This is a genomic window from Paenibacillus sp. FSL R5-0378 (genome assembly GCF_038009285.1).
GTDB lineage: Bacteria > Bacillota > Bacilli > Paenibacillales > Paenibacillaceae > Paenibacillus_AQ > Paenibacillus_AQ favisporus.
Window position 1 is genome coordinate 4424343 of the sequence record NZ_JBBPAY010000001.1, and the last position, 22348, is coordinate 4446690.

Genomic DNA, 22348 nt, shown 5'->3' on the forward strand with positions numbered 1-22348 from the left:
TTTCGCGAATTAACTATCCTGATATACTTGAACTAATGGCAAAACTATATTGTTGTAGCACTTGAAGGTTCAACTTTAAACTATATCTCAGATCCTTCTCCAAGAATCCGTAAATTGCTGGATTCTACGCAGCCCTTCAGCGATTTCCCTCTCTGTCAGATTCCCGTATCCGAGTACCACCTTGCCGGGGGAGCGGCCTTTTAATACCGCATAGTCTTCAAAAGATGAGAGGCGGACGCCGAGCCCTTCAATGTTGTGCCAGTCCATCGGCCCGTAAGCATGCTGCTTAAAATGGAGCTGGACATGCATTCCAGCTTCGTCACCTAGCAGTTCGACGCGGTCGCCGAATAAGCGGCGGCATTGTTCCGCGATAAAGAGACGTTTTCGTTTGTATATCGCTCTCATTTTGTGAATATGCCTGTCAAAATGCCCGTCCAATATAAAACGCGCAAGTGCCGATTGCATGATACCGGAAGTTGTCAGGTTTAGCTCCGTTTTGGTGCGAATGACCGGCTCGATCAGTTCCGGGGGGACAACGAGGAATCCGATCCGCAGGGCGGGCGACAGCGTTTTGCTAAACGTGCCTGCATAGATGACCTTGCTCGGGGCAAGAAGCTGCAGTGGAGGGACCGGCCCGCCTTTATGCCGGAACTCGCTGTCATAGTCGTCCTCTATGATATAGTGTCCAGCTTTTTCAGCCAGCGCAATAGCCATCTGCCTCCGTTGAATCGAAAGAATGCTCCCTGTAGGGTATTGGTGGGAAGGCGTCAGCACGATCAGACCGGCAGGAAAGTTATGCTCGATCCGTTGGATCTGCATTCCTTGATGATCAACCTCGACCGGATGGATGGTATAGTTTAATCTTTTGAAAATATCACCGACAAACCCGATCGTCGGCTCTTCCGTGTAAACCGTATGAAAACGGTCCGAGAGGGTAGACGCCAGCAGCAGGATTCCTTCGGAGGTTCCCGACGTAATGACGATTTGGTCCATGCTGCACGCCATACCTTTGACCCGGTACAAATAATCGGCAATGGCCTCACGCAGTGCAGGCAGCCCTTGAATATTGCCATACGAAAATATGTCTTCCACCGCCGAATCGGTCATCTCCCGTACGTATTTGCTCCAGAGCCTGCGGGGAAAATGAGACAAATCAGGCAGACCTCCGTCAAAGTCGATGAGCTTCGGTTTCTTAGGAACGGACTCGGATCGAGCGGTTGATGCTGAAGAAGGCATAGGGTCGATTTTCATAGCTTTGCGGGTTTCGATGCCCTCAGCGACAAACGTTCCGGAGCCGGCTCTAGAAGTCAAATACCCTTCGGCGGTCAATTGCTCATACACTTCGATCACGATGTTGCGCGCTATCCCAAGGTCCAAGGCGGCCCGGCGCGTCGGCGGCAGCTGGAGACCGGGTGCGAGTGCACCACTCTCAATTTCCTGACGGAGGTAACTGCATAGCTGCTTGGTGACCGAACCTGCCCCTGCAGCAGCACTAAATCCGAACATAGCCATGTCTCCTTTACATTGGTTCTTCTTATAAACAACTTTCGGGCTCCTATGATGACCAATTATCACCATTATACGGAAGCTGAAGAACTCGCACAAAGGGGATGCAGGGATGTTTAAACGTGCAATGGATGCCGAGTTGGGCAGATTGCCGAGCTTGTGGCTTTGAAAGAAGAGGAATTACCAGACTGATTAACGTAAGATATATTATGTAAACCTAAAATAATTTGATAAAAATTTATCATGCTGAAGCCGCCTGCCTTGCGGCTTTTTGCGCTATTAAAGCATGGGTAATCCATGTCCTTATCAAAAAAAACAACAAACTCCGACATGTTTCGCGCACTTTTGCAAAATAATGATTGAAACCGTTTTAAAAATGTAATATACTCTTATCACGATAATAAATTATTATATTGATAAATTTTATAACAACACATAAGGTTTACAGGGAAGGAGACCATCCGTACATGAATGATAACCGGCAGTTCCTTGAGAAGTTTTTTCCAATTGCCTCATTTATTGCGGCTATTATTGGGCCCAAATGCGAAGTCGTAGTCCATGACGTCAGCGATCCGGAACGATCGATTATTTTTATTGAGAACGGTCACATCAGCGGGCGTAAGGTAGGAGACGCGTCCACGGACTTGGTCTTGAAACTGCTGAAAGCGGAAGCATACCGGGAAGAACAGTTTATCGCCAACTATAAGGCTTCGGGAAAGATGGGGCAAAGCTTCAGATCGTCCACCTTTTTTATCAAAAATGACGACAACGAGCTCGTCGGGCTGATGTGTCTGAACATTGACATCACCCACATGGAGGCTGCCGCAGAATGGATTCAGCATATTTTACAAGGCGGTTCGCCGCTTCCTCCAGCTTCAATTGAGGCTCCGCAGGAAGACAAACAGTCCAAGGAATATTTGCAGGGCAACGCGGATGATCTGCTTACTCATATGATCGCATCCGTCATCAGCAAAATAAACATTCCTGTCGACCGGTTATCCTCACAGGAGAAAATCGAGCTCGTGCGTGAGTTAAACGAGCAGGGGGTATTCTTGCTGAAAGGCGGCGTTTCCCAAGTCGCCGCAGCATTAGCGATATCCGAGCCTACCGTCTACCGTTATTTGCAAAAGCTTAAGTAATCAGGAACTGGCATACGCAGGATCAAGGGAAGGTGACATCCATGAAATATAATTTTGACCACATCATCAGCAGATACGGAACGAACAGCGCCAAATGGGACGGAATGGCCCAATCCCAGGGGGAGGACATGATCGCACTGTCCGTCGCGGACATGGATTTACCGGCGCCGCCAGCCGTGGTGGACCGGATAACGGAAATGGCAAGACATGGCATTTACGGTTACACCGATCCGTTCCCGCCATATTACGAAGCGGTACAAGGCTGGCTGTCCAAAGCTTATGATTGGCAGGTGCCGCAGGAATGGATCGTATTCTGCCCACGAATCGTACAAGCCGTCTCGGTTCTGATTCAGAACCTGACGGAGAAGGGTGACCGCATCCTCATTCATACACCTGCTTATCAACCCGTCGCGAAGGCGGTAGCGATCAATGGCAGACAGTTGGTTGAAAGTCCGCTGCTGCTTGTGAACGGACGATATGAGATCGATTTTGCAGATATGGAAGCGCAAATGAGGGATGGCGTGAAAATGGTCATGCTAGTCTCCCCGCATAATCCAACCGGAAGGGTGTGGACGATCCATGAGCTGGAGCGGATCAGTGAGCTGTGCATCCAATACGATGCACTGATCGTATCCGATGACATCCATGCGGATTTCATCCATCAGGGGCACGAGCATACCGTGATCGCCAAGCTGACGGAGCAGGTGGCAGACCGTTCGATCATTTGCACATCCCCGGGAAAAACGTTCAATCTCGCGAGTCTGGAAATCGCCAACATTATTATTCCTAACGAGCAGCTGCGGAAACGCTTTAAAGATGGGCTGCAGCAGGCAGGGATTCATAATCCGACCTTTTTTGCCGTGCCTGCCCTGGAAGTGGCCTATACGGGTTGCGATGAATGGCTGGACGAGCTTCGCGCATATATAACGGACAACATCACCTTTACGATCGATTTTATACAGGCCAATATGCCCGAACTTAAAGTCATTCAGCCTGAGGGTACCTATTTATTGTGGGTGGACTGCACCGCCTGCGGGAAGGTTGAAAGCGATTTAGTGGATTGGATTCAAAACAAGAGCAGGGTTAGTGTCAGCTACGGAACCTCATTCGGGGCGATTGGCGAAGGCTATATCCGCATGAACGTTGCCACTCCGAGGTCTCTTCTCCGGGATGCGCTGCAGCGTATGGCAGATCATTATCCTCTGCACGAGAAGTAGTTCACAATTCATTTATCCCAGGGGGAATACAACGATGACAGAGCAAACGAAGGGAAAACAAATCAAAGAACCGACGCTGTTTTTGGCCTTACTTCCGATCATAACGATGGTGGTACTGCTGTGCTTGGGATACGTCATGTTCGAGCTGCCGCCTGAACCGCTCATTATTGCTTCAACGGTTGTCGCGGGGATCATTGCAGTTAGGCTGGGGCACAGTTACAACGATATTTTGAATTCCATTGCCCAAAAAATAGCCAAAACGATGCCGGCCATTCTAATCCTGATTGCCGTAGGGTTGATGATCGGGGCATGGATGGTGGGCGGCACGATTCCGATGATGATTTATTACGGGCTCAAAATTATCAACCCGCAGTTTTTGCTCATCACCGCCTTTTTGGTGACTTCGGTCGTATCTGTCTGTACCGGTACGTCCTGGGGTTCTGCAGGAACGATCGGGGTAGCATTTATGGGCGTTGGCGCCGGACTGGATGTGAATCTGGCAGCCGTTGCCGGTGCGGTGGTTGCCGGTGCTTACTTCGGCGACAAGCTGTCGCCGCTATCGGATACGACGAATATCGCGGCCCTGTCCACAGGCGTAAACTTGTATGAGCATATCGGTCATTTGCTGTACACGACGCTGCCTTCGTTTATCGTAGCCGGAATCGTCTATGTCATCACAGGTTTGAACACACATACGGCAGGTGCAGGTATCCCTGAAAAAGTAGGGACCATTATGGATACGCTGGGCACGATTTACCACTGGAATTTACTGCTCATCGTCCCGATCCTCATCGTGTTGTATGGCTCGATCCGGAAAAAGCCTACGCTGCCGGTCATGCTGCTGTCTTCAGCCTTTGCCATGGCGAACGCATTGATATTCCAGGGCTTCACATTGCACGATGTCGTAAGTTCTGTATTGAACGGGTTCGATATCGCGATGGTTCACGTCCAAGGATTCGATCCGGCTGCGGTCATTCCGGATGTACCGAAGCTTTTGAACCGCGGTGGAATGAACTCCATGATGGGAACATTGTTAATCTGTTTCAGCGCAATTACGTTTGCCGGCACCATATCGCTCACCAAATCGCTTGAGCTGATCGTGAACCGAATCCTGAAGCATGTACGCTCGACAGGGTCCATGATCGTTGCAACGATCGTGACCGGATTGACAATGATCGGCGTCACAAGCAACGGCCAAGTGTCCATCCTGATGCCGGGCGAAATGCTGCGCGAAGCATACATCCGCCGTGGACTGCATCCAAAAAATCTCGGGCGGACCGTCGAAGACTCCGCTGCGATTACGGAACCTATCTTGCCATGGACGGCAGCAGGCGCCTACATGGCCGGTACGCTGGGCGTCGCAACGCTCTCCTATCTGCCATGGGCCATGCTGTGCTGGACAGGGATCATTTTCGCCATGATTTGGGGCTTCACTGGTTTTGGGATCGCCAAACTGACGCCGGAACAGCAACAAGAAATGCTGCAAGAATATGACGGTCCGAATGCAGAAGAGTTGAATTTGAATACAACGGCTCCGACGAAGGCAGCCCATACGAACTAACGATAACCTTAATTTCCATTCAGGTACTTGCAAAAATACAGGTTGACGTTGACCAGGTTTTTGCAATTCCCATAAACATTTATACGTGCTTTCAAGCGCGACAAGGAGAGAGAAACCATGACAACACAAGAGAGACAAACCATCGCAACAACCGAAGCTCCAGGAGCGATCGGACCATACTCCCAGGCAGTTCAAATCGGTAATATGCTGATTACATCCGGACAACTCGGTATGGACACAACAGGCGTGTTCCCAGCATCCGTAGAGGAACAGACACAGCGATCGCTCCTCAATGTAAAAGCAATTCTCGAATCAGCGGGCTTTACCATGAACGATGTGATTAAAACGACGGTATTTTTGCAGGATATGAACGATTTTCAGAAAGTCAATGAGGTGTACGCCACGTTCTTCACAGAACCTTATCCGGCACGCAGTGCGGTTCAGGTAGCCAAGCTGCCAAAGGGTGGTCTGGTGGAGATCGAAGTGATTGCCGTCAGGGTTTAATTTGAAAATGTAGACATAACAGCCCCTTGGTTCTCCAAGGGGTTGTCCTCTTTTCGCGGGACTAAATGCAGCACAACAAAAGCTGGCCAAGATCGGCCAGCTTTTTAAATAGGTGGTATACATAATGGTTAAATAGATGCGATGGAGCGGCTTACTTTACTCGAATTTCCCTTCAAAAACAAGTTCGTTCAGCGGGCGGCGGTCATTTGGCACTTCGCGCTGCTGGATTGCTTCCGGAAGTACGGATTTATCGCCCAGGTAGCCGAGAGCAATCACGGCGTGAAGCTCGATGTGATCCGGTACGTTCAATATGTCACGGGCTTTATTGCGGTCAAAACCGCCGATGGCATGCGTATGCAGACCGAGGATCGTCGCTTGAATCGCCAAGGAAGCCCAGGCTGCGCCGGCATCAAAAGCGTGCGCACCGTTCGGGTCGCCGTTTTCTCTAAGCTTGTCGGAAGCGACAACAATGAGAACTGGCGCACTGGATGCCCATGTTAAATTGAATTCGTTTAAAAATGAATGAAATGTGCTGAGCTGCTCTTCGGTTTTAGCGACGATAAAGCGCCAAGGCTGATCATTATAAGAAGAAGGAGCCCAATGTGCGGCTTCAAGGATGGTATAAAGGTCCTGATCACTGACTTTACGGGTGGAAAAAGCCCGTGTAGACCAGCGATTTAGAAATAGCGGGCTTACCGGGTATTCGGATTTGCGCTGTCCTTGCACCTCCGGCAAAATTTCATTGACGATGGATTGAACGTTGCTCATATGCGATTTCTCTCCTTTTTAAATAAATATTTGCAGTGTTGTCATTGCTGCTTACTTAAACTTACGTACTTACTAATTAAATATAATTAAATATATGATTTAACTTGGATATAGTCAAATCAAAATCTTTAATGGATGATTAGGTATATTTACAGAATGACCATGGCCGCAAGCAGGGTTTAGAGACGAATAAAGAGAATTCTAGATGCATCTCTTATAGTGAGAACGGTTACGGTGAACCGGCAATTTTGCATGAAGAACAATTGTAGTCTCTACGAATGTATCGAAAAAACAAGAAGCGAATATCCGAACGAGAAGAAAGGTGGCAGCAAATGAATCAGAACGATCAAACATCCCGGTTAGTCGAGTGGCATTCTATATTGGAAGCGGTTTCTAACCGGTTTATCCCGGAAAATGAATGGCCGTCTGCGGCCAACGGAGGAGCACTCGTCTATATGGAACGTAGGGCGGATGAGGATCCTTCAGCTTGGAACAAGCTGATCGAACCCGGCCTCCGCGCACTCGAGTCGGAAGCATTGGCCCGGTATGGGCACGCATTTTCAGAAATGTCCGAGGAACAACAGGATGGATTGCTGCAGGATGTCCAGCATGACCGGGTCCGCGATTGGCCTGTTTCGTCCGCAATGTTCTTCAACGCATTGTTGGAGCTTGTCGTCGAAGGCTATTATGGAAATCCTGAATCCGGCGGGAATCGCGAGGGTAAATCATGGGAAATGATCGGTTTTCGGCCGGGTCCGGTATCCGGCCAGCAGGGATCGCCAATCGAAGCCGATTTGCCTTTACGAACACTAGATCAGCTTCAAGACCGCTACGATGCCGTCGTGATCGGAGCCGGGGCGGGCGGATCGGTAGCGGCGGCGGTGCTGGCTGAGTCGGGCATGCGCGTTCTCGTCATCGAACGGGGCCGTTGGCTTCGGTACGACCAGGTAGGCCGGGACCATTTGCGCAACCACCGGCTGAGCAAATTCGGCCACAACACCGGACCTGATCTGGAGGGCAGTCCGCGTACGTTTCTTGCTGAGGCTGGGGAAGAGAGAATCACAGCTCCGCATGAAGGAGATTACCACAACAATGCCATGACGGTTGGCGGCGGTACGCGGGTGTACGGCGCTCAGGCCTGGCGGTTCCATCCGGAGGATTTTCGCATGGCAAGCCACTACGGCATCCCGGACGGGAGCTCCCTTAGCGACTGGCCGATCTCGTACGAGGATCTGGAACCTTATTATGTGAGGGCCGAATGGGAGGTGGGCGTATCCGGTGACGGGAACGCCCACACCGGGCATGCCAAGCGAAGCCGGCCTTACCCGATGCCGGCGATGCCCTTGACGACGGAAGCGCGGCGGCTGGCGGAAGCGGCAGCCCGTTTGGGATGGGACGCCGGATCGGTCCCGCTGCTGATCAACTCGGTCGAACGGGACGGCAGGCCGGCATGCGGACAGTGCGGCCAATGCGTTGGCTTCGCTTGTCCAACCAACAGCAAAAACGGGGGACATAACACGATGCTCGTCCGGGCGGCCGCCTCCGGTAACTGCGATATCATCTGCGATACGATGGTGGAGCGGATTGAGACGGAAGGCGGGAAGCGGGCCACCGGGGTAAGGCTGGTGCAGGAAGCAGGCGGGAAGATCCGGCGTCAACTGGTGGCAGCCGGTCAAGTCATCGTAGCTGCCGGCGCGATCGAAAGCGCGCGTTTGCTGCTGAACTCGGCTACCGATGCAGAGCCGGACGGCATCGGCAACCGTTCCGGCCAAGTCGGCCGGAATCTGCAGGGGCATGTCTACACGGGCGCGTACGGTCTCATGGACGATCCGATCCAGGACGGTCTGGGCCCTGGTGTCAGCATCGCTACGCTTCGCTTCGCCCATGACAATGGCGGCGGCGTGATCGGTGGCGGACTGCTTGCCAACGAATTTACCCGGCTTCCCCTTATTCATTGGTACAGGGCACTTGCTCCAGACGCTCCGAGATGGGGGCTGGCAGGCAAAGAAGTGATGCGTGACAGCTATTTGCGCACCAGCCAGATCCAGGGACCGATTCAAGAGATCCCGACGTCGGAATCGAGAGTACGTCTCTCACGAACGGTCAAGGACCGTTTCGGTATGCCAGTCGCCCAGCTCTCGGGCCAGGTTCATCCGGAGTCGCTTCGGGCGGCAGCGATGCTGGGCGAACAGGCCGAGAAGTGGCTCTGGGCTGCCGGTGCGCGCCAGGTTTGGCGAACAACTCCGGGAACCGGGCTTAGCGGCGGACAGCATCAGGCAGGCACGCTTCGGATGGGGGATGATCCCGCCACTTCGGTCACCGATCCGATGGGACGCGTACACGGTTACGACAACCTGTGGGTGAGCGACGGATCCGTGCATGTAACCAACGGTGGAGTGAATCCGGTACTGACGATTCTAGCTTTGGCATTCCGCACTTCGGAAAACATCGTGAAGCATGGCTAAAACGGTTATCAGCTGTAAATACCAGAATGTTAGTGAGATAACCCTCCATCAATTGGCGTGAGGAAAGTTCGGTTATAACCTTTTATTACCATTTGATTGTGGTAGGATGATTGTATATGGAATCGAAATGATTCCTCACGCACAATACCTTTCTGAAAGGAAGCACATCGGATGAAGCTGGTTATCACAGGAGCCACGGGAAACTTAGGCGGGCTCGTTATAGACCATTTACTGAAAAAGATTCCGGAAAGCCAGATCATTGCAGTCGTTCGAAATCTGGATCAAGCTGCTTCGCTGACGGAGGCAGGGCTGGAAGTCCGCCAAGGCGATTACAACGATCCGGAAACGCTTCGCGCAGCTTTTGCAGGCGGGATCAAACTGCTGTTTGTATCCAGTCCGGATACCGATGATCCGCTGCGGATCGTTCAGCATGCCAATGTAATCAAAGCCGCCAGAGATGCGGGGATCAGGCATATTGCCTACACCAGCTTCGCTTTTGCCGAGGAAAATCCGTTTGCACTCGTTCATATGGCGACCGAATATGCTATCCGCGCGACCCGTATTCCATATACCTTTTTACGAAATGGCGGATATGCGGAGTTTTTCATCAATGACCACCTTCAAGAAAATGTAGAACGCGGGGCGATCTTCACCAACACAGGCACAGGGAGATTGAATGCGGTCAGCCGCAGCGATCTGGCACTTGCTGCCGCGACGGTACTGACCGGGGAAGGACACGAAAACAAGGAATACACGCTGGTTTCCAATCGTCCATGGAGTTTCGATGAGTTGGCGGAAATTCTCTCCGAAGTTTCAGGTAAGCACATCATCCATCAAAAGGTTTCCTTCGACGAAGAGAAGGCCATGCTCGTTCAAGCAGGCTTATCGGAATCTTTAGCTCAAACGACGGCCTTTATCTATAACACTGTTGCAGAAGGAACTATGGAGAAAACGACCGACGATTTACATCAATTGATCGGACATCAGACGACGCTTAAAGAACTTATAACAAAAGCTTTGCAAGCCTAGGCAAAACTGGTAGACAGCCGCTTGAAGTGTTCGTGTCCACTGCGAACTGCTGGTCCTAGGTAACATTCAAGAAGGGCAACGGATGAGGGTTCACCTGATGCCCTTCTTTTTGCCGCGTCCCAATGTTCCCTTACATGACAACCGTGTAAGTTTGGTGTAAGAATGAACCCTAGGAGAAGTATGAATCTTGGGATAAAATTGCATGAGATATCCACTCATTTCGCAATAGGGAGCAGAATTTATGGCAAAGAATCGCAAGGTTATCCTGATCATCACCATCCTTTATACAGTCCTCATTTTGTACTTTATGTTTTTTGCTTTTGGTAGAATCGGGGCATCGCACCAGATTACAGAGTACGAATTTATTTTTACGCCCCTTGATTTTTATCATGTACCGGATTTGACTGATTTGTTTCGATTTTCCTTAATGGCTCTGTTTGGTTTTGGCAACTTCGCTGCATTTATTCCTTTCGGCTTTTTGATTCCGATGTTGTTTCCCATGCGCTACGTTCGATTTATTACATTGTTCTTTTTGTCCATCATGGTGGTCGAAACGGTGCAGATGCTCTCTTATCTGGGCAGCGGCGATATCAACGACGCGATTCAGAATTCAATAGGGGCTTCCATCGGATACGCGGCTTACAAATTAGGATCAAACGCAAAAACGATAAAGAAGCAGCTTGTGATTTCCGGATTTTCCGCATTGTTCATTTTCGCTGCCGTATGGGGCTGCTGCGAAGTTATCGAAACGGCGCTGACAAAAAAAGAAGGACCGTTCATTGCAATCAACGAAGTGAAGGACGCCAGTGGAAATACAGTTCAACACACAGCACCATATCGTTTTGAGTTGGGCCGCGAACAGGTGCTGCCTCAGTACAATGTGTTCAGTTTCAAAGAGCAAACTGCAGCAGTTTACACCTCTGAACTAAGGGGAAGAGATATCATCCTCTACTTCAAGTATGGAGCAACGGGGAAGCTGGGAGGAACACTTGCGATTTCGGTCGATGGGCAGCAGCTTCTGCTGACAGAAGCACCAACCTATCAAGAGGGAACTGCTGAAACGTACGAAATTCCAATTGAGAAAGCGAATAAACTAACGATCACCGTTAAGGGAAATGCGAGATTGTGGGATCTCGGTTACAGGGAAATGAAGTATTTCTGGAATTAGTGCTTGTTGAAGCGCGAAAGTTTATGATTCATTATATTAATCATTTATGTGATTAATTATCGAGAACAGGGAGTGTCCTTGCTGCGGAGATTCCTTGTTTTTTTGCTGTAAATGGTGGTTTTCCGTCCTTTCGCACACAGCTAAAATGCTGAATACATTGGAAAATTTTATTGACAATCGTCATTAAATATTGTTTCATTTTATTAAACTAAGTTGAATTTCATTCTATTTAGGAGATCAATCTGATGGAATTGGGGAGTAAGATCCGAAAAATTCGCAAGGACCAAAATCGGACCCTGGACGAAATCGCTCATGCCTGCGGCTTTACCAAAAGCCTGCTGTCCAAAATCGAAAACGGAAAAACGGTGCCGCCCATCGGCACGCTGATCAAAATCGCCGAGGCGCTTGGAACCAAAATATCCATCTTGCTTGATGACAGCGACCAAAACGGGACGGTGTATACCACAATGTCGGGGACCCTGGATAAGATGGTCACGTCGGAGAAAGGATATTCGTTCTCGGCCATCGCGGCCGAGCGGCCCGAGAAGTTGATGCAGCCCTTTTATTTTGTAGCGAAAAAAGGGAAGACGGAGAAGCGGACGGTCTCCCATGTCGGGCAGGAATTCATTTATGTGCTCGAAGGGACCATGATTTATTATGTCGGCCAGGAAGCTTATACACTGCATGCCGGCGACAGCCTGTATTTCGACTCCTACGAAAATCATAAATATACGCCCATCACGGATGAAGTAAAGTACTTGTCGGTTTTCTGTTCGGATTCCAAAGCTTGAGTCCGTCTAACCGACAATGCCCGGTAAGTTGATGTCTGTCCTTGTTGTAACATGCTCATACAGGATTCTTGTAAACGGTTGGCAGCGCCATCACCTTCAATTTACTTGAAACCCGGATGGGCATTTTTTGTACCATTCATACGCAAGGGGGATTGGATATGCTGAACGTCTTAGTCGTTGACGACGAACCAAAGCACAGACAAGGGTTGTCGCGGATGCTGAAAAATCTGAAGCCAGAGTATCACATCTTTAATGCCCGGGATGGTGCGGAAGCGCTGGAAAGGATGGAGCTCCATCCGATCGATTTGGTATTTACCGATATCCAGATGCCGATCATGGACGGACTCGAATTCGTGGAACATTTGACCCGCCGCGGGGGGAGCGAAAGCGTGGTAATTTTGAGCGCATACTCGGATTTCGCCTATGCACAGCGCGCGCTGCAGCTCGGGGCAAGCGATTACCTGCTCAAGCCGGTGGAAGCCCAGAAGGTTACGCCTCTCCTTCAGAAAGCCGAACATAAGGCGGGAGCCCTGCGTGAGGCGACCATCGAATCGGCTTTGTCCGAACTGCTCGAGGGAAGTCCTGCCGAAACAGACATCACTTTGCTGCAGAGGTCCTTTTCAGGCTGGAGACGCGGAATCTCGCTGGGTGCCGTGATCCACACAAGCGGAGCGGACCGGAAGCGGATGTTGTCCCTGCTTAAACGCATGCTTGCCCACATCATGGAGGAAGCCGGACTTGCCCATGCCTTTTACGTTACGGATCAATGGTTGACGGGGGTGATCCTTAGCGCCGACGTATCTTTTGACATCATCTATGCGCTTGAAGCGCAACTGCAGGAACTGATCGATCATTTTCGAAATGACCATGAGAGGGAACTAACATTTGGCTTTGGCAAGTATTTTACGGAGTGGGGGCAAGAAGCACATTCATCTAATCAGCAGGCCCGAATTGCACTTCAAAGCTTATTTTACGACGGGCCGGGGAAATTGTATAAGTCTGACCAACAGAACCCTAAAGACCCGTCCGCGATCATCCATTTAGATGCAGGCAAACTGGCCAAAGCGATTCTATCCGGCAAAAAGGATGGCATTCATGCGTGTCTTATGACTGAACTGGATCGTACATTGGCCCAGGGTTATCCCGATCCTTCCAGGTTGAAGTATTCCGTCGCCGCCTCGATCCACCATGTCACTTCAATTTTGAAGGAGAAGGGGCTCTCTCACACTCCCGATGCCGTTTTTGAAGGAGCACTGATGCGCTGCAGCCGCATGGACGAATTACGGGAGACATCGTGCCAATGGGCTCTAGATATGGCCAATCATATAGACCAACGGAGACAGTGTAAAAGTGAGACCGTGGTGGACAGCTGCAAAGCCTATATTGAAGCCAACTATGGTGAGGAGGATTTGTCCCTGAGCACGCTGGCCGTGAAGTTTCATTTTAACCCTTCGTATTTTTGTATTCTGTTTAAAAACCACACCCGTATGACCATCCACCAATACATCACCCATATCCGAATGAGGGCGGCGGCCAGCCAGCTGCTGCATACCTCCCAGAAAGTTTATCAAGTGGCCGAGAACGTGGGCTACAGGGACGTGAAATATTTTATCCGGCTGTTTCGGAAGGAGTACGGCACAAGTCCGGATGAATACCGCCATTTATCCGCTACCCGCATATAAGGAAGGGATGTTCATTGAGAAGCCGCCGATGGATGCCGCGATTTCAGGATCTGAGCTATCGAACCAAGCTGATGTTATCCTATGCCCTCATCGTCACAATTCCCCTAATGATACTTAGCTATAGATATTTTGTGTCGAGCAGCGGGTTTATTTCCGACTTTGCCAGACAGAACCTGTACTCCATTGTGAAGCAGAACAACGAAATTATGGACGCCGAGCTCGCCAGGGTCGAAGACAGCAGCCTCGCTTTGATCGCGGAGCAGGTTCTGTACGAACAATACCTCACCGCCGACCCGAAAGACGAATACCAAATGTTCACGATGGAGAAAAAGGTAAGCCGGGCGCTGAATACATATTTTCCAGACTTGAAGCACATGTACTCGATCCACTTAATCACCAGCTATTCAGACATCGGGCCAACCGGTGCTACGACCTTCATCCCTTATGAAGGGTTTAACCAAACAGCCCTGTATCAGGCTGCCGTACAAGCGGATGGGGGAATGGCTTGGGTCCCGACGTTTTCGTTCGGTGACATGTTTCATCGGGATGATGGTTCTCCCGTGCCCTCTGAGAACGTTCAGCTTCTGGCCGGCGTCCGTCTGCTAAAATTGTTTCGGATCAATAACGGGGAGGTGATCGAGCTGCAGGGTGCAGCCGAGCTTCCCGTGCTGGTTATTACCTATCAGCCCGATTATTACCGTTCCCGCTTCGCCAGCGTGCTCCCATCCACCGGGGCTTCTTTTTTTATCATGAGCCGGGACGGTCAGAGGGTAGCCGATTCGCAGGAAAAGGATTCCACGATGGATGAAACCTCATTGAAAAGAATGGCGGGGATGAAAAGCGGCACTCTCACGATCACAAGAAACGGTAAACCGCTCATCGTATGCTTCGACACTTCCGATGTGACCGGCTGGATTTCCGGTGTCACGATCTCGCCGGAGGCGCTCGGCAGCGCCTTTTTGCCGGAGGTGAAGTCGTACACGTTCTATTTGACGCTGATCCTTCTGCTGCTCTCGCTTCTCTTGGCATTTTTTCTGGCCAACTCCATCACCAAGCCCATTCAACAGCTGCTTCGAGCGATCAAAAAAACAGGAGAAGGGGAATTCGATACCCGCATCCCGGTCAAATCCTATAACGAGATGGGACTGCTCATCCACAAGTACAATCAAATGAATGTTAAAATCAACAACCTGATCGAAGAGAATTATAAGGTGAAGCTGAGAGAAAAAGAAACCCAGATTATGTCTCTGAACATTCAGCTGAATCCGCATTTTCTGTATAACACGCTCAACATCATGAACTGGACGGCGCTCGAAAACGAGCAAAACGAATTGAGTGCCATGATCGTCAGCCTGTCTTCCATGCTGCAGTATACTTCCGCAAGCAATCAGGACATCGGCGATCTGGAGGAAGACCTGAATTGGTTGAGGCATTATTTTTCGATTACCGAGCAGCGGTTTGAAGGCAAATTCACGGTAACCTATGACATCTCGCCTGAGCTGTATGCCTTCAAAGTCCCGAAGCTGTTCCTGCAGCCCTTTGTTGAGAACGCCATCGTTCATGGCTTCGCCCGCCTGCACAGCGGTGGAAAGATTGTGATCCGGGGGCGGCTTATTGGGGACGAGCGGATCTTCATGGTAGAGGATAACGGAATCGGCATCCCGCATCACAGATTGGCTGGTTTGACACGGGAAGAGAGCCGCTCCATCGGCATCCGCAACGTTGATCTGCGAATCAAACTCATCTACGGTGATTCCTACGGCGTGACCGTAACCTCAGAAGAACGCAAGGGGACAACCGTCATCATCAAACTGCCGAAATGAACAACACATAAAAATTGTCCACCATTCCAAAAATGTTCGAATTTTCTTTGAACCTCCGCCTTTTTACAATGAATTTACAAACATCAATTCCATGTGATTGGAGGGTAAAAGAATGAGGATTTCCAAATTTCTCGCTGGGTGCGCCTTACCCGCTTTACTGGCTATAACCGTTTCCCTTTCGGGCTGTTCGGGCAGCGGAGGATCAGTCCAAAGTGAAGGTGGCACCAAGGATGGGGGCAACGGGGAAGAAAAGGTCACGCTAAAGTTTGCTTTCTGGGGAGACACGATCGAAAAGAAGACGGTCACGGAAGCGCTCGAAAGCTTTGAGCAGAAAACCGGGATTCAGGTGGAGCCTATGCACATTCCGGCGGACTATTTGACGAAACTGACGACAATGGTCGCAGGCAATGTCGCACCCGACCTCGGATATTTATCATCCGGAGCGGCATTAAGCTGGGGGAAAGACGGGAAGCTTCTGAACCTGGCTCCGCTGATCGAGGAGGACAAGGAATTCAAAAAGGAAGATTACCTGGATCAAGTTTGGTATGAAATCGAACCGGGCAATACGATCGGCATGAGTACGGCTGTAGAAGGTTACGGACTCATGTACAACAAGGATATGCTTCTTGAAGCAGGTGTGGAGCTTCCTCCCACGCAGGCAGATAAGGCATGGGACTGGGACACGTTCATTCAGTACGCAAAGAAGCTGACCTTGGACGATCAGGGACGAAATGCGCTCGACCCTAATTTTAATCCGAATAAGATCAAGCAGTTCGGCCTCCAATACGACCCGTACAACATGATGGCTGCGGTGGTCTCGAACGGCGGCAATTTCCTGACGGAAGACGGAAAGGGATTCGGCCTGGCGAAGCCGGAGGCGATCGACGCGATTCAAAAGCTGGCGGACTTGATGTATGTGCACCACGTATCGCCGACTCCGCTGCAGACCAAGAGCCTGCCTGACATGGCGCTCCAAACCAAGAAGGTCGCCATGACCGTATCCGGCAACTGGGCGCTTCAGGCTTTTGCAGAACAGGATTTCAATCTTGGCGTCGGTGTCCTGCCTAAATTAATGAAAAGCAATACGCTGCTGGACGGCGCGCCGACGGTCATTTTCAAATCGACCAAGCATCCGAAAGAGGCATGGATGCTGTATAAGTACATGGCGGATCCAGAATCGGTGCTGCCGCTGATCGAAGGCGGCTTGTGGATGCCGCTCAAGAAAGAGTGGTATACGAATCCGGACCTCATCAATAAATGGGCGTCGGGGAACAAGGCTCACCCGGAGGGATACACAGATGCTTACATGAAACAGACGATTGAAAACGGCATCCGGACCCCGGGCTTTGAAGTGAAGAACCTGGATAAAATCAATGCGCTGGTGACCCCTGCCCTTGACTTGGTATGGACCGGCAAGAAGTCAGCGGAGGAAGCACTGAAAGAGATCGAACCTAAAGTACAGCCGCTGATTGAAGGCTATTACGGCAAATAACCCCGTCCGAACGAACCGATCCAGAAAGGAGGGATTCCAATGCTGCACAAACGCCGTATCGCCGTGGCGGGCATTCTCTTCGCCCTGCCCAGCATCTTTGGTATTATGCTGTTTGTCGTTCTGCCCATGCTCACCAGCTTGTTGCTCAGCTTTACGGATTACCGGATCGTGAATACGCCCAAATTCATCGGGTTTACGAATTATAAGCGGCTTTTCGACGGAACGGATCCTTATTTTTACAATTCGCTGTGGGTGACCTTTAAATACGTCATTCTCCGCGTTCCGCTCGGACTGATCGTCTCATTTATCGCCGCTTTCCTGCTGAACATGGAATTTATCCGCGGCAAATCGGTGTTCCGCACGATCTTCTATCTGCCGGCGATCGTGCCTGCTGTTGCGTCCTCGATGATCTGGATCTGGCTGTTCAGCCCGGACCTAGGGCTGTTCAACAGCTTCCTGGAAGCGCTGAACCTGCCTACCCTAAATTGGCTGTACTCTGAAAATACGGTGGTTCCTTCCATTGTGATCATGAGCCTGTGGGGAATGGGGAGCACGATCATTATTTTCCTGGCCGGCCTCCAGGGTGTACCCAGATCCCTGTATGAAGCGGCCATCGTGGATGGGGCAGGGGCGGTCCGGAAGTTCCGCCATATCACCATTCCGATGATGACGCCGATCATTTTCTTCAACCTGATCATGGGGTCGATCGGGGCTTTCCAAGTATTCACGGAAGCCTTAATTATGACGCAGGGAGGACCGAATAACGCCAGCTTGTTCTACAACTACTATATTTACCGTCAAGCTTTTCAGTTCGGCGAAATGGGGCAGGCCTCAGCCATCGCCTGGATCCTCTTTATCATCATCCTGATCGTCACGGCGATCTTTTTCCGGACATCCAAGTCCTGGGTATTTTACGAAAGTGAGGTGTAGCGCCCATGAGGAAAAGCCGCCGGGTCTCGCAGATCATCGTATACGCCATTCTCATCCTGGGGAGTGTTTTCTGTTTGCTGCCATTGTTCTGGTTAGTGCGCAGCTCCATGATGTCATCCATGCAGATTTTCGAGATGCCGCCCAAATGGATTCCCTCGCCGTTTAAGTTTCAGAACTATGCGGAGGCGCTGACGACCATCGATTTTCTCCGTTTTTTTCGGAACACCTTGACCATTACCGCCAGCTGTCTGATCGGAGCGCTCATCAGCAGCTCGCTCGGGGCATACAGCTACGCAAGGCTTGACTGGCCGGGGAAGAAGTTTTTCTTTGGACTGCTGCTCGCCAGCATGATGCTTCCCGGCGCGGTCACGCTGATACCCACCTTTATCGGGTGGAGGCTTGCAGACCTGATTAACACTTACGTACCTTTGATATTGCCGGTTTGGTTCGGTTCCGCATTCGACATCTTTTTGCTGCGACAGTTTTATGCCGGCATCCCGAGAGATCTCGATGAAGCGGCTTATGTGGATGGTGCGGGCCCATGGACGATTTTCTGGCGGATCATCATCCCATTATCCAAACCGCCTCTGATCGTCATCGGCTTATTCTCGTTCATGAACTCGTGGAACGATTTCATGGGACCGCTTGTGTACTTGAACGAAGAAAGCAAGTTTACGCTGGCCCTTGGACTGCAAATGTTCCAGTCGCTTCACAGCGCGCAGTGGCATCTGCTTATGGCAGCCTCCACCGTGGTCATCCTGCCGGTCATTATCGTGTTTTTCATCGGCCAGCGGTATTTTATCGAGGGGATTACGCTGACTGGCATGAAAGGATAAGGAAGCAAATTTGCAGATTTGTGCAGCCGTCATTCAACAGGGTTGAATCTCGTTACATTAGATTGATTATCAAGAAACCATTGCATCCTTTGCAGCTGCGAGGATGAATAAGGAGCGTGAACCTAACATGGAAGCACAGCGCCTCACCAAGGTAAGGGAAGAGCTTGAGCGTCAAGGTATTGATGGACTCTTGATTTCAAGCCCGTATAACCGCAGATATGTGACCGGATTTACGGGTACAGCCGGCTTTGTCGCCATTACGAAAAATCAAGCCTTGCTGATCACCGACTTTCGTTATACCCGTCAAGCGGCGGAACAGGCCAAAGAATACCAGGTTGAACAGCATACGGGCCAGCCGCTTGAAATGATCCGGGAGAAGCTGAGTGCTGCAGGAGTGCGGAAGCTCGGCTTTGAGCAAAATCATCTCACTTACGAGTCATATCAAACCTATATTGAAACCTTTCAGGGCTTTGAACTGATCCCGACGCAAAATATTGTGGAAAAGCTGCGCGGAATCAAAGATAAGCGGGAGCAGGAGCACATTCGAAAGGCGATCGAAATTACAGACTTGGCCTTTGAGCACATCCTGGGCTACATGAAGCCGGGCGTTACCGAATTGGAGGTTGCCACGGAGCTTGAATACTTTATGCGCAAAAACGGAGCCGTCTCGTCCGCGTACCCGACGATCGTGGCTTCCGGTGTCCGTTCGGCGCTGCCGCATGGTCTGGCCAGCTCCAAGCCGCTGGAAAGGGACGAATTTGTGACGCTCGATTTCGGCGCGAGCTACGAGGGTTATTGTTCCGATCTGACGCGGACGGTTTTTATTGGTGATCCGACGGAGCGGCATCAAGAGATTTACCGGATTGTGCTTGAAGCCAATCGAAAGACCTTGGAAGGCTTAAAGCCGGGGATGACCGGAAAGGAAGGGGACGCTTTGGCTAGAGACTGCATTGTCGGCTATGGGTATGGGGAGTATTTTGGACACGGGCTCGGTCATGCATTTGGGCTGGAGATCCATGAACTGATGCGCCTTTCCGAAAAAACGGAGGATTTGCTGGAGCCCGGCATGGTTTTGACCGTGGAACCCGGCATCTATTTGCCCGGCTTTGGAGGCGTCCGCATTGAGGATGACATTCTCGTGACGGACACCGGGATTGAAGTGCTGACGAAATCAAACAAAGAGCTGATTGTCCTATAAAACGAAAGAAGTGATTGCATCCATGCGTGATGAAACCGCAGAAGTTGTCATCATCGGGGGAGGGATCATCGGCATGTCCATTGCCTACTATACCGCGAAAGCCGGCATGGACGTAATCGTCGTGGAACAGGGGGAAATCGCCGGCGGTACTTCTTCCAAATGCGACGGAAACATCCTCGCCATCGACAAGGATCCGGGCTTCGACAGCCAGATGTCACTGAAGTCGCAGGAATTGGTCAAGGAGTGGGTACGGGATCTCGATGAGGAGTTCGAATACAGGGCTCCCGGAAGCATTCTGGTCTGTGAGTCGGACGAAGAAATGATCGCTGCCGAATCCTGGGTCGCACGCCAGCGTGAAGCCGGCCTGCCCTTCCGCATGCTTGATCAAAAGGATCTAAGGGACGAATGGCCATACATGGCCGAAGACCTGCCAGGCGGATTGGAATGTGCGACGGATTCAACGGTCAATCCGGTGCTGCTGACCTACTCGCTGGCGTCCACAGCCCGGCGCTATGGGGCAAGGCTTCGAACCCATACGCTCGTCACCGGCATTCAGCTTGACGAGGGAAGGAAAGTACGCGCCGTTGAAACCTCAGAGGGCAGAATCCGCACGAGCATCGTCATTAATGCGGCCGGGGTATGGGCAAAGCATATCGGACGGATGGTGGGCATCGATATTCCGATCGAACCCCGCAAAGGACACATTCTTGTCGCATCCCGATGGGCGAACATTGGGAAACGGAAGGTGATGGAGTTCGGATATTTGATGAGTAAATTCGGCGGCACCCGTACCGTGGACCCTAAATTCGATCAATATGGCGTTGCGCTCGTCTTCGAGCCTACCGCTTCGCAAAACTTCCTGATTGGCTCCAGCCGCCAATTTGTCGGGATGGACAGCGGCGTAGATCAGCAGGTCATCAGCTTGATTGCGGAAAGAGCCATTCGTTTTTTTCCCGTGCTGGAACAGATTCCGCTCCTGAGAACCTATGCGGGACTGAGGCCGTGGACGGCTGATCATCTGCCGATTGTTTCCGCAATCGACGAAGTCCCCGGATTCTATGTGGCAGCGGGGCATGAAGGGGATGGGATCAGCCTGGCCGCCGTAACCGGGAAGGTGATCAGCGAAATGCTGAGCGGGGCGGCGACCTGCATTCCGGTGGACCGTCTTCGGTATGACCGCTTCCGTAACATGCCGCACCCCCAGGAGGTGATTCGATGAGATGGTCCAAGATGGTCACCACGATCGACACGCATACCGGCGGGAATCCGACCCGGACCGTCATGTCCGGAGCTCCAGAGCTCTTCGGGAAAACGATGACCGAGAAGATGGTCTACATGTCCGAGCATCATGACGATTTCCGCCAAGCGCTTATGTTCGAGCCCCGCGGGCACGAGGTCATGTCCGGCTGCATTTTGACTCCGCCATGCGATGAGAAGGCCGACATTGGGGTGGTGTTTATCGAAACCGGCGGGTATTTGCCGATGTGCGGTCACGATACGATTGGGCTGTGCACGGCGCTGATCGAGACGGGATATTATCCGGCAACTAAGGACATCATCCGGCTCGACACGCCGGCCGGCCTTGTGGAAGCCAGGCTCGAGATCGAGAGAGGAAAGGTACGACAGGTCACCTTTACGAACATTCCGTCTTTTCTCTACAAGCAGGATGTTCGGGTGCAGATCGGCGACCTTGGAGAGGTCTCCTTGGATCTGGCCTACGGCGGCAATTTTTACGGGCTCGTCGATGCCCGATCCCTGCATTTGCCGCTGGTTCCCCAGCGGGCTTCCGAGATCGTCCGCACCGCCGTCCGGATCCGCGACGCGGTGAATGACAGCTTTGAAATTGTACATCCCGAAATTCCCGTCATTCGTGGACTAACCCATATCGAGTTCTACAGCGATCCGGTGTCGCCAGTCGCCCACTGCCGGAATACGGTCGTCGTCCCTCCCGGGGGGATTGACCGCTCCCCCTGCGGAACGGGCACATCCGCCAAAGTAGCTGTGCTGCGTGCGAAGGGCGAACTAGCAATCGGAGAGGAATTCGTCCATGAGAGCATCGTGGGTTCGATGTTTCGCGCCCGTGTTCTGGAAGATACGACGGTCGGCCATCTGCCGGCCGTGATTCCGCAGATTTCCGGTTCGGCTTGGGTGATGGGCTTTCACCAATTTATTCTTCAGGAACGGGATGAACTGAAGTCTGGTTTCTTCCTGCTCTAAACATCACTACGACGGGGGGCCA

Annotated in this window: 18 protein-coding genes; 16 read left to right on the forward strand and 2 right to left on the reverse strand. The window is 51.3% G+C overall.

Annotated features, from left to right (window positions below):
- Nucleotides 1-87: 87 nt before the first annotated feature.
- Nucleotides 88-1506 (reverse strand): MocR-like pyridoxine biosynthesis transcription factor PdxR, encoded by a 1419-nt coding sequence (pdxR, locus tag MKY74_RS20510; RefSeq protein ID WP_076165554.1) that lies wholly within the window; start codon nucleotides 1504-1506, stop codon nucleotides 88-90.
- Nucleotides 1507-1973: 467 nt separating this feature from the next.
- Here pdxR and MKY74_RS20515 point away from each other — a divergent pair, with 467 nt between their 5' ends.
- The 4 genes from MKY74_RS20515 to MKY74_RS20530 all read left to right on the forward strand — a co-directional run bounded on the left by MKY74_RS20515 (nucleotide 1974) and on the right by MKY74_RS20530 (nucleotide 5927).
- Nucleotides 1974-2645, forward strand: coding sequence for a helix-turn-helix transcriptional regulator (locus MKY74_RS20515; RefSeq protein ID WP_076165552.1), 672 nt, complete (start codon nucleotides 1974-1976; stop codon nucleotides 2643-2645).
- Nucleotides 2646-2686: 41 nt separating this feature from the next.
- A complete protein-coding gene (locus MKY74_RS20520) occupies nucleotides 2687-3862 on the forward strand; it encodes a MalY/PatB family protein (RefSeq protein WP_076165550.1) in 1176 nt (391 codons plus the stop codon).
- A gap of 34 nt (nucleotides 3863-3896) precedes the next feature.
- Entirely contained in the window at nucleotides 3897-5423 is a 1527-nt protein-coding gene (nhaC, locus tag MKY74_RS20525; protein ID WP_076165548.1) for a Na+/H+ antiporter NhaC, read from the forward strand.
- Nucleotides 5424-5540: 117 nt separating this feature from the next.
- Nucleotides 5541-5927 carry a RidA family protein gene (locus MKY74_RS20530; protein WP_076165546.1) on the forward strand — a complete coding sequence of 129 codons (387 nt, stop codon included), beginning with the start codon at nucleotides 5541-5543 and terminating at the stop codon, nucleotides 5925-5927.
- A gap of 156 nt (nucleotides 5928-6083) precedes the next feature.
- On the opposite strand, the gene MKY74_RS20535 is transcribed toward MKY74_RS20530, so the two are convergent.
- The gene (locus tag MKY74_RS20535; protein WP_076165544.1) at nucleotides 6084-6695 is read right to left on the reverse strand and encodes a nitroreductase family protein; all 612 of its coding nucleotides are present in this window, start codon (nucleotides 6693-6695) and stop codon (nucleotides 6084-6086) included.
- Nucleotides 6696-7027: 332 nt separating this feature from the next.
- On the opposite strand from MKY74_RS20535, the gene MKY74_RS20540 reads away from it, so the two are divergent.
- The 12 genes from MKY74_RS20540 to MKY74_RS20595 all read left to right on the forward strand — a co-directional run bounded on the left by MKY74_RS20540 (nucleotide 7028) and on the right by MKY74_RS20595 (nucleotide 22326).
- Complete coding sequence (locus MKY74_RS20540) at nucleotides 7028-9160, forward strand: GMC family oxidoreductase (RefSeq protein WP_076165542.1); 2133 nt, start codon at nucleotides 7028-7030, stop codon at nucleotides 9158-9160.
- A 171-nt stretch (nucleotides 9161-9331) separates the two neighbouring features.
- A complete protein-coding gene (locus tag MKY74_RS20545; RefSeq protein WP_076165540.1) occupies nucleotides 9332-10189 on the forward strand; it encodes an SDR family oxidoreductase in 858 nt (285 codons plus the stop codon).
- A 241-nt stretch (nucleotides 10190-10430) separates the two neighbouring features.
- Nucleotides 10431-11357 (forward strand): VanZ family protein, encoded by a 927-nt coding sequence (locus MKY74_RS20550; RefSeq protein ID WP_076165538.1) that lies wholly within the window; start codon nucleotides 10431-10433, stop codon nucleotides 11355-11357.
- A 245-nt stretch (nucleotides 11358-11602) separates the two neighbouring features.
- Nucleotides 11603-12148, forward strand: a complete 546-nt coding sequence (locus MKY74_RS20555; protein WP_076165536.1) for a helix-turn-helix domain-containing protein — start codon at nucleotides 11603-11605, stop codon at nucleotides 12146-12148.
- Nucleotides 12149-12306: 158 nt separating this feature from the next.
- The gene (locus MKY74_RS20560) at nucleotides 12307-13830 is read left to right on the forward strand and encodes a response regulator transcription factor (RefSeq protein ID WP_076165533.1); all 1524 of its coding nucleotides are present in this window, start codon (nucleotides 12307-12309) and stop codon (nucleotides 13828-13830) included.
- A 32-nt stretch (nucleotides 13831-13862) separates the two neighbouring features.
- The gene (locus MKY74_RS20565) at nucleotides 13863-15653 is read left to right on the forward strand and encodes a cache domain-containing sensor histidine kinase (RefSeq protein WP_076165531.1); all 1791 of its coding nucleotides are present in this window, start codon (nucleotides 13863-13865) and stop codon (nucleotides 15651-15653) included.
- A gap of 112 nt (nucleotides 15654-15765) precedes the next feature.
- Nucleotides 15766-17145 carry an ABC transporter substrate-binding protein gene (locus MKY74_RS20570; protein ID WP_076165529.1) on the forward strand — a complete coding sequence of 460 codons (1380 nt, stop codon included), beginning with the start codon at nucleotides 15766-15768 and terminating at the stop codon, nucleotides 17143-17145.
- Nucleotides 17146-17184: 39 nt separating this feature from the next.
- Nucleotides 17185-18075 (forward strand): carbohydrate ABC transporter permease, encoded by an 891-nt coding sequence (locus tag MKY74_RS20575; protein WP_076165527.1) that lies wholly within the window; start codon nucleotides 17185-17187, stop codon nucleotides 18073-18075.
- A gap of 5 nt (nucleotides 18076-18080) precedes the next feature.
- On the forward strand, nucleotides 18081-18911 hold the full coding sequence (locus tag MKY74_RS20580; protein WP_076165525.1) for a carbohydrate ABC transporter permease: 831 nt from the start codon (nucleotides 18081-18083) through the stop codon (nucleotides 18909-18911).
- A 127-nt stretch (nucleotides 18912-19038) separates the two neighbouring features.
- The gene (locus tag MKY74_RS20585; RefSeq protein ID WP_076165523.1) at nucleotides 19039-20109 is read left to right on the forward strand and encodes a M24 family metallopeptidase; all 1071 of its coding nucleotides are present in this window, start codon (nucleotides 19039-19041) and stop codon (nucleotides 20107-20109) included.
- 22 nt (nucleotides 20110-20131) lie between these two features.
- Nucleotides 20132-21328: an NAD(P)/FAD-dependent oxidoreductase gene (locus MKY74_RS20590; RefSeq protein WP_076169291.1), complete on the forward strand. Its 1197-nt coding sequence runs from the start codon at nucleotides 20132-20134 to the stop codon at nucleotides 21326-21328.
- A complete protein-coding gene (locus MKY74_RS20595) occupies nucleotides 21325-22326 on the forward strand; it encodes a proline racemase family protein (protein WP_076165521.1) in 1002 nt (333 codons plus the stop codon). The genes MKY74_RS20590 and MKY74_RS20595 overlap by 4 nt, the downstream gene beginning before the upstream one ends.
- Nucleotides 22327-22348: the final 22 nt, after the last annotated feature.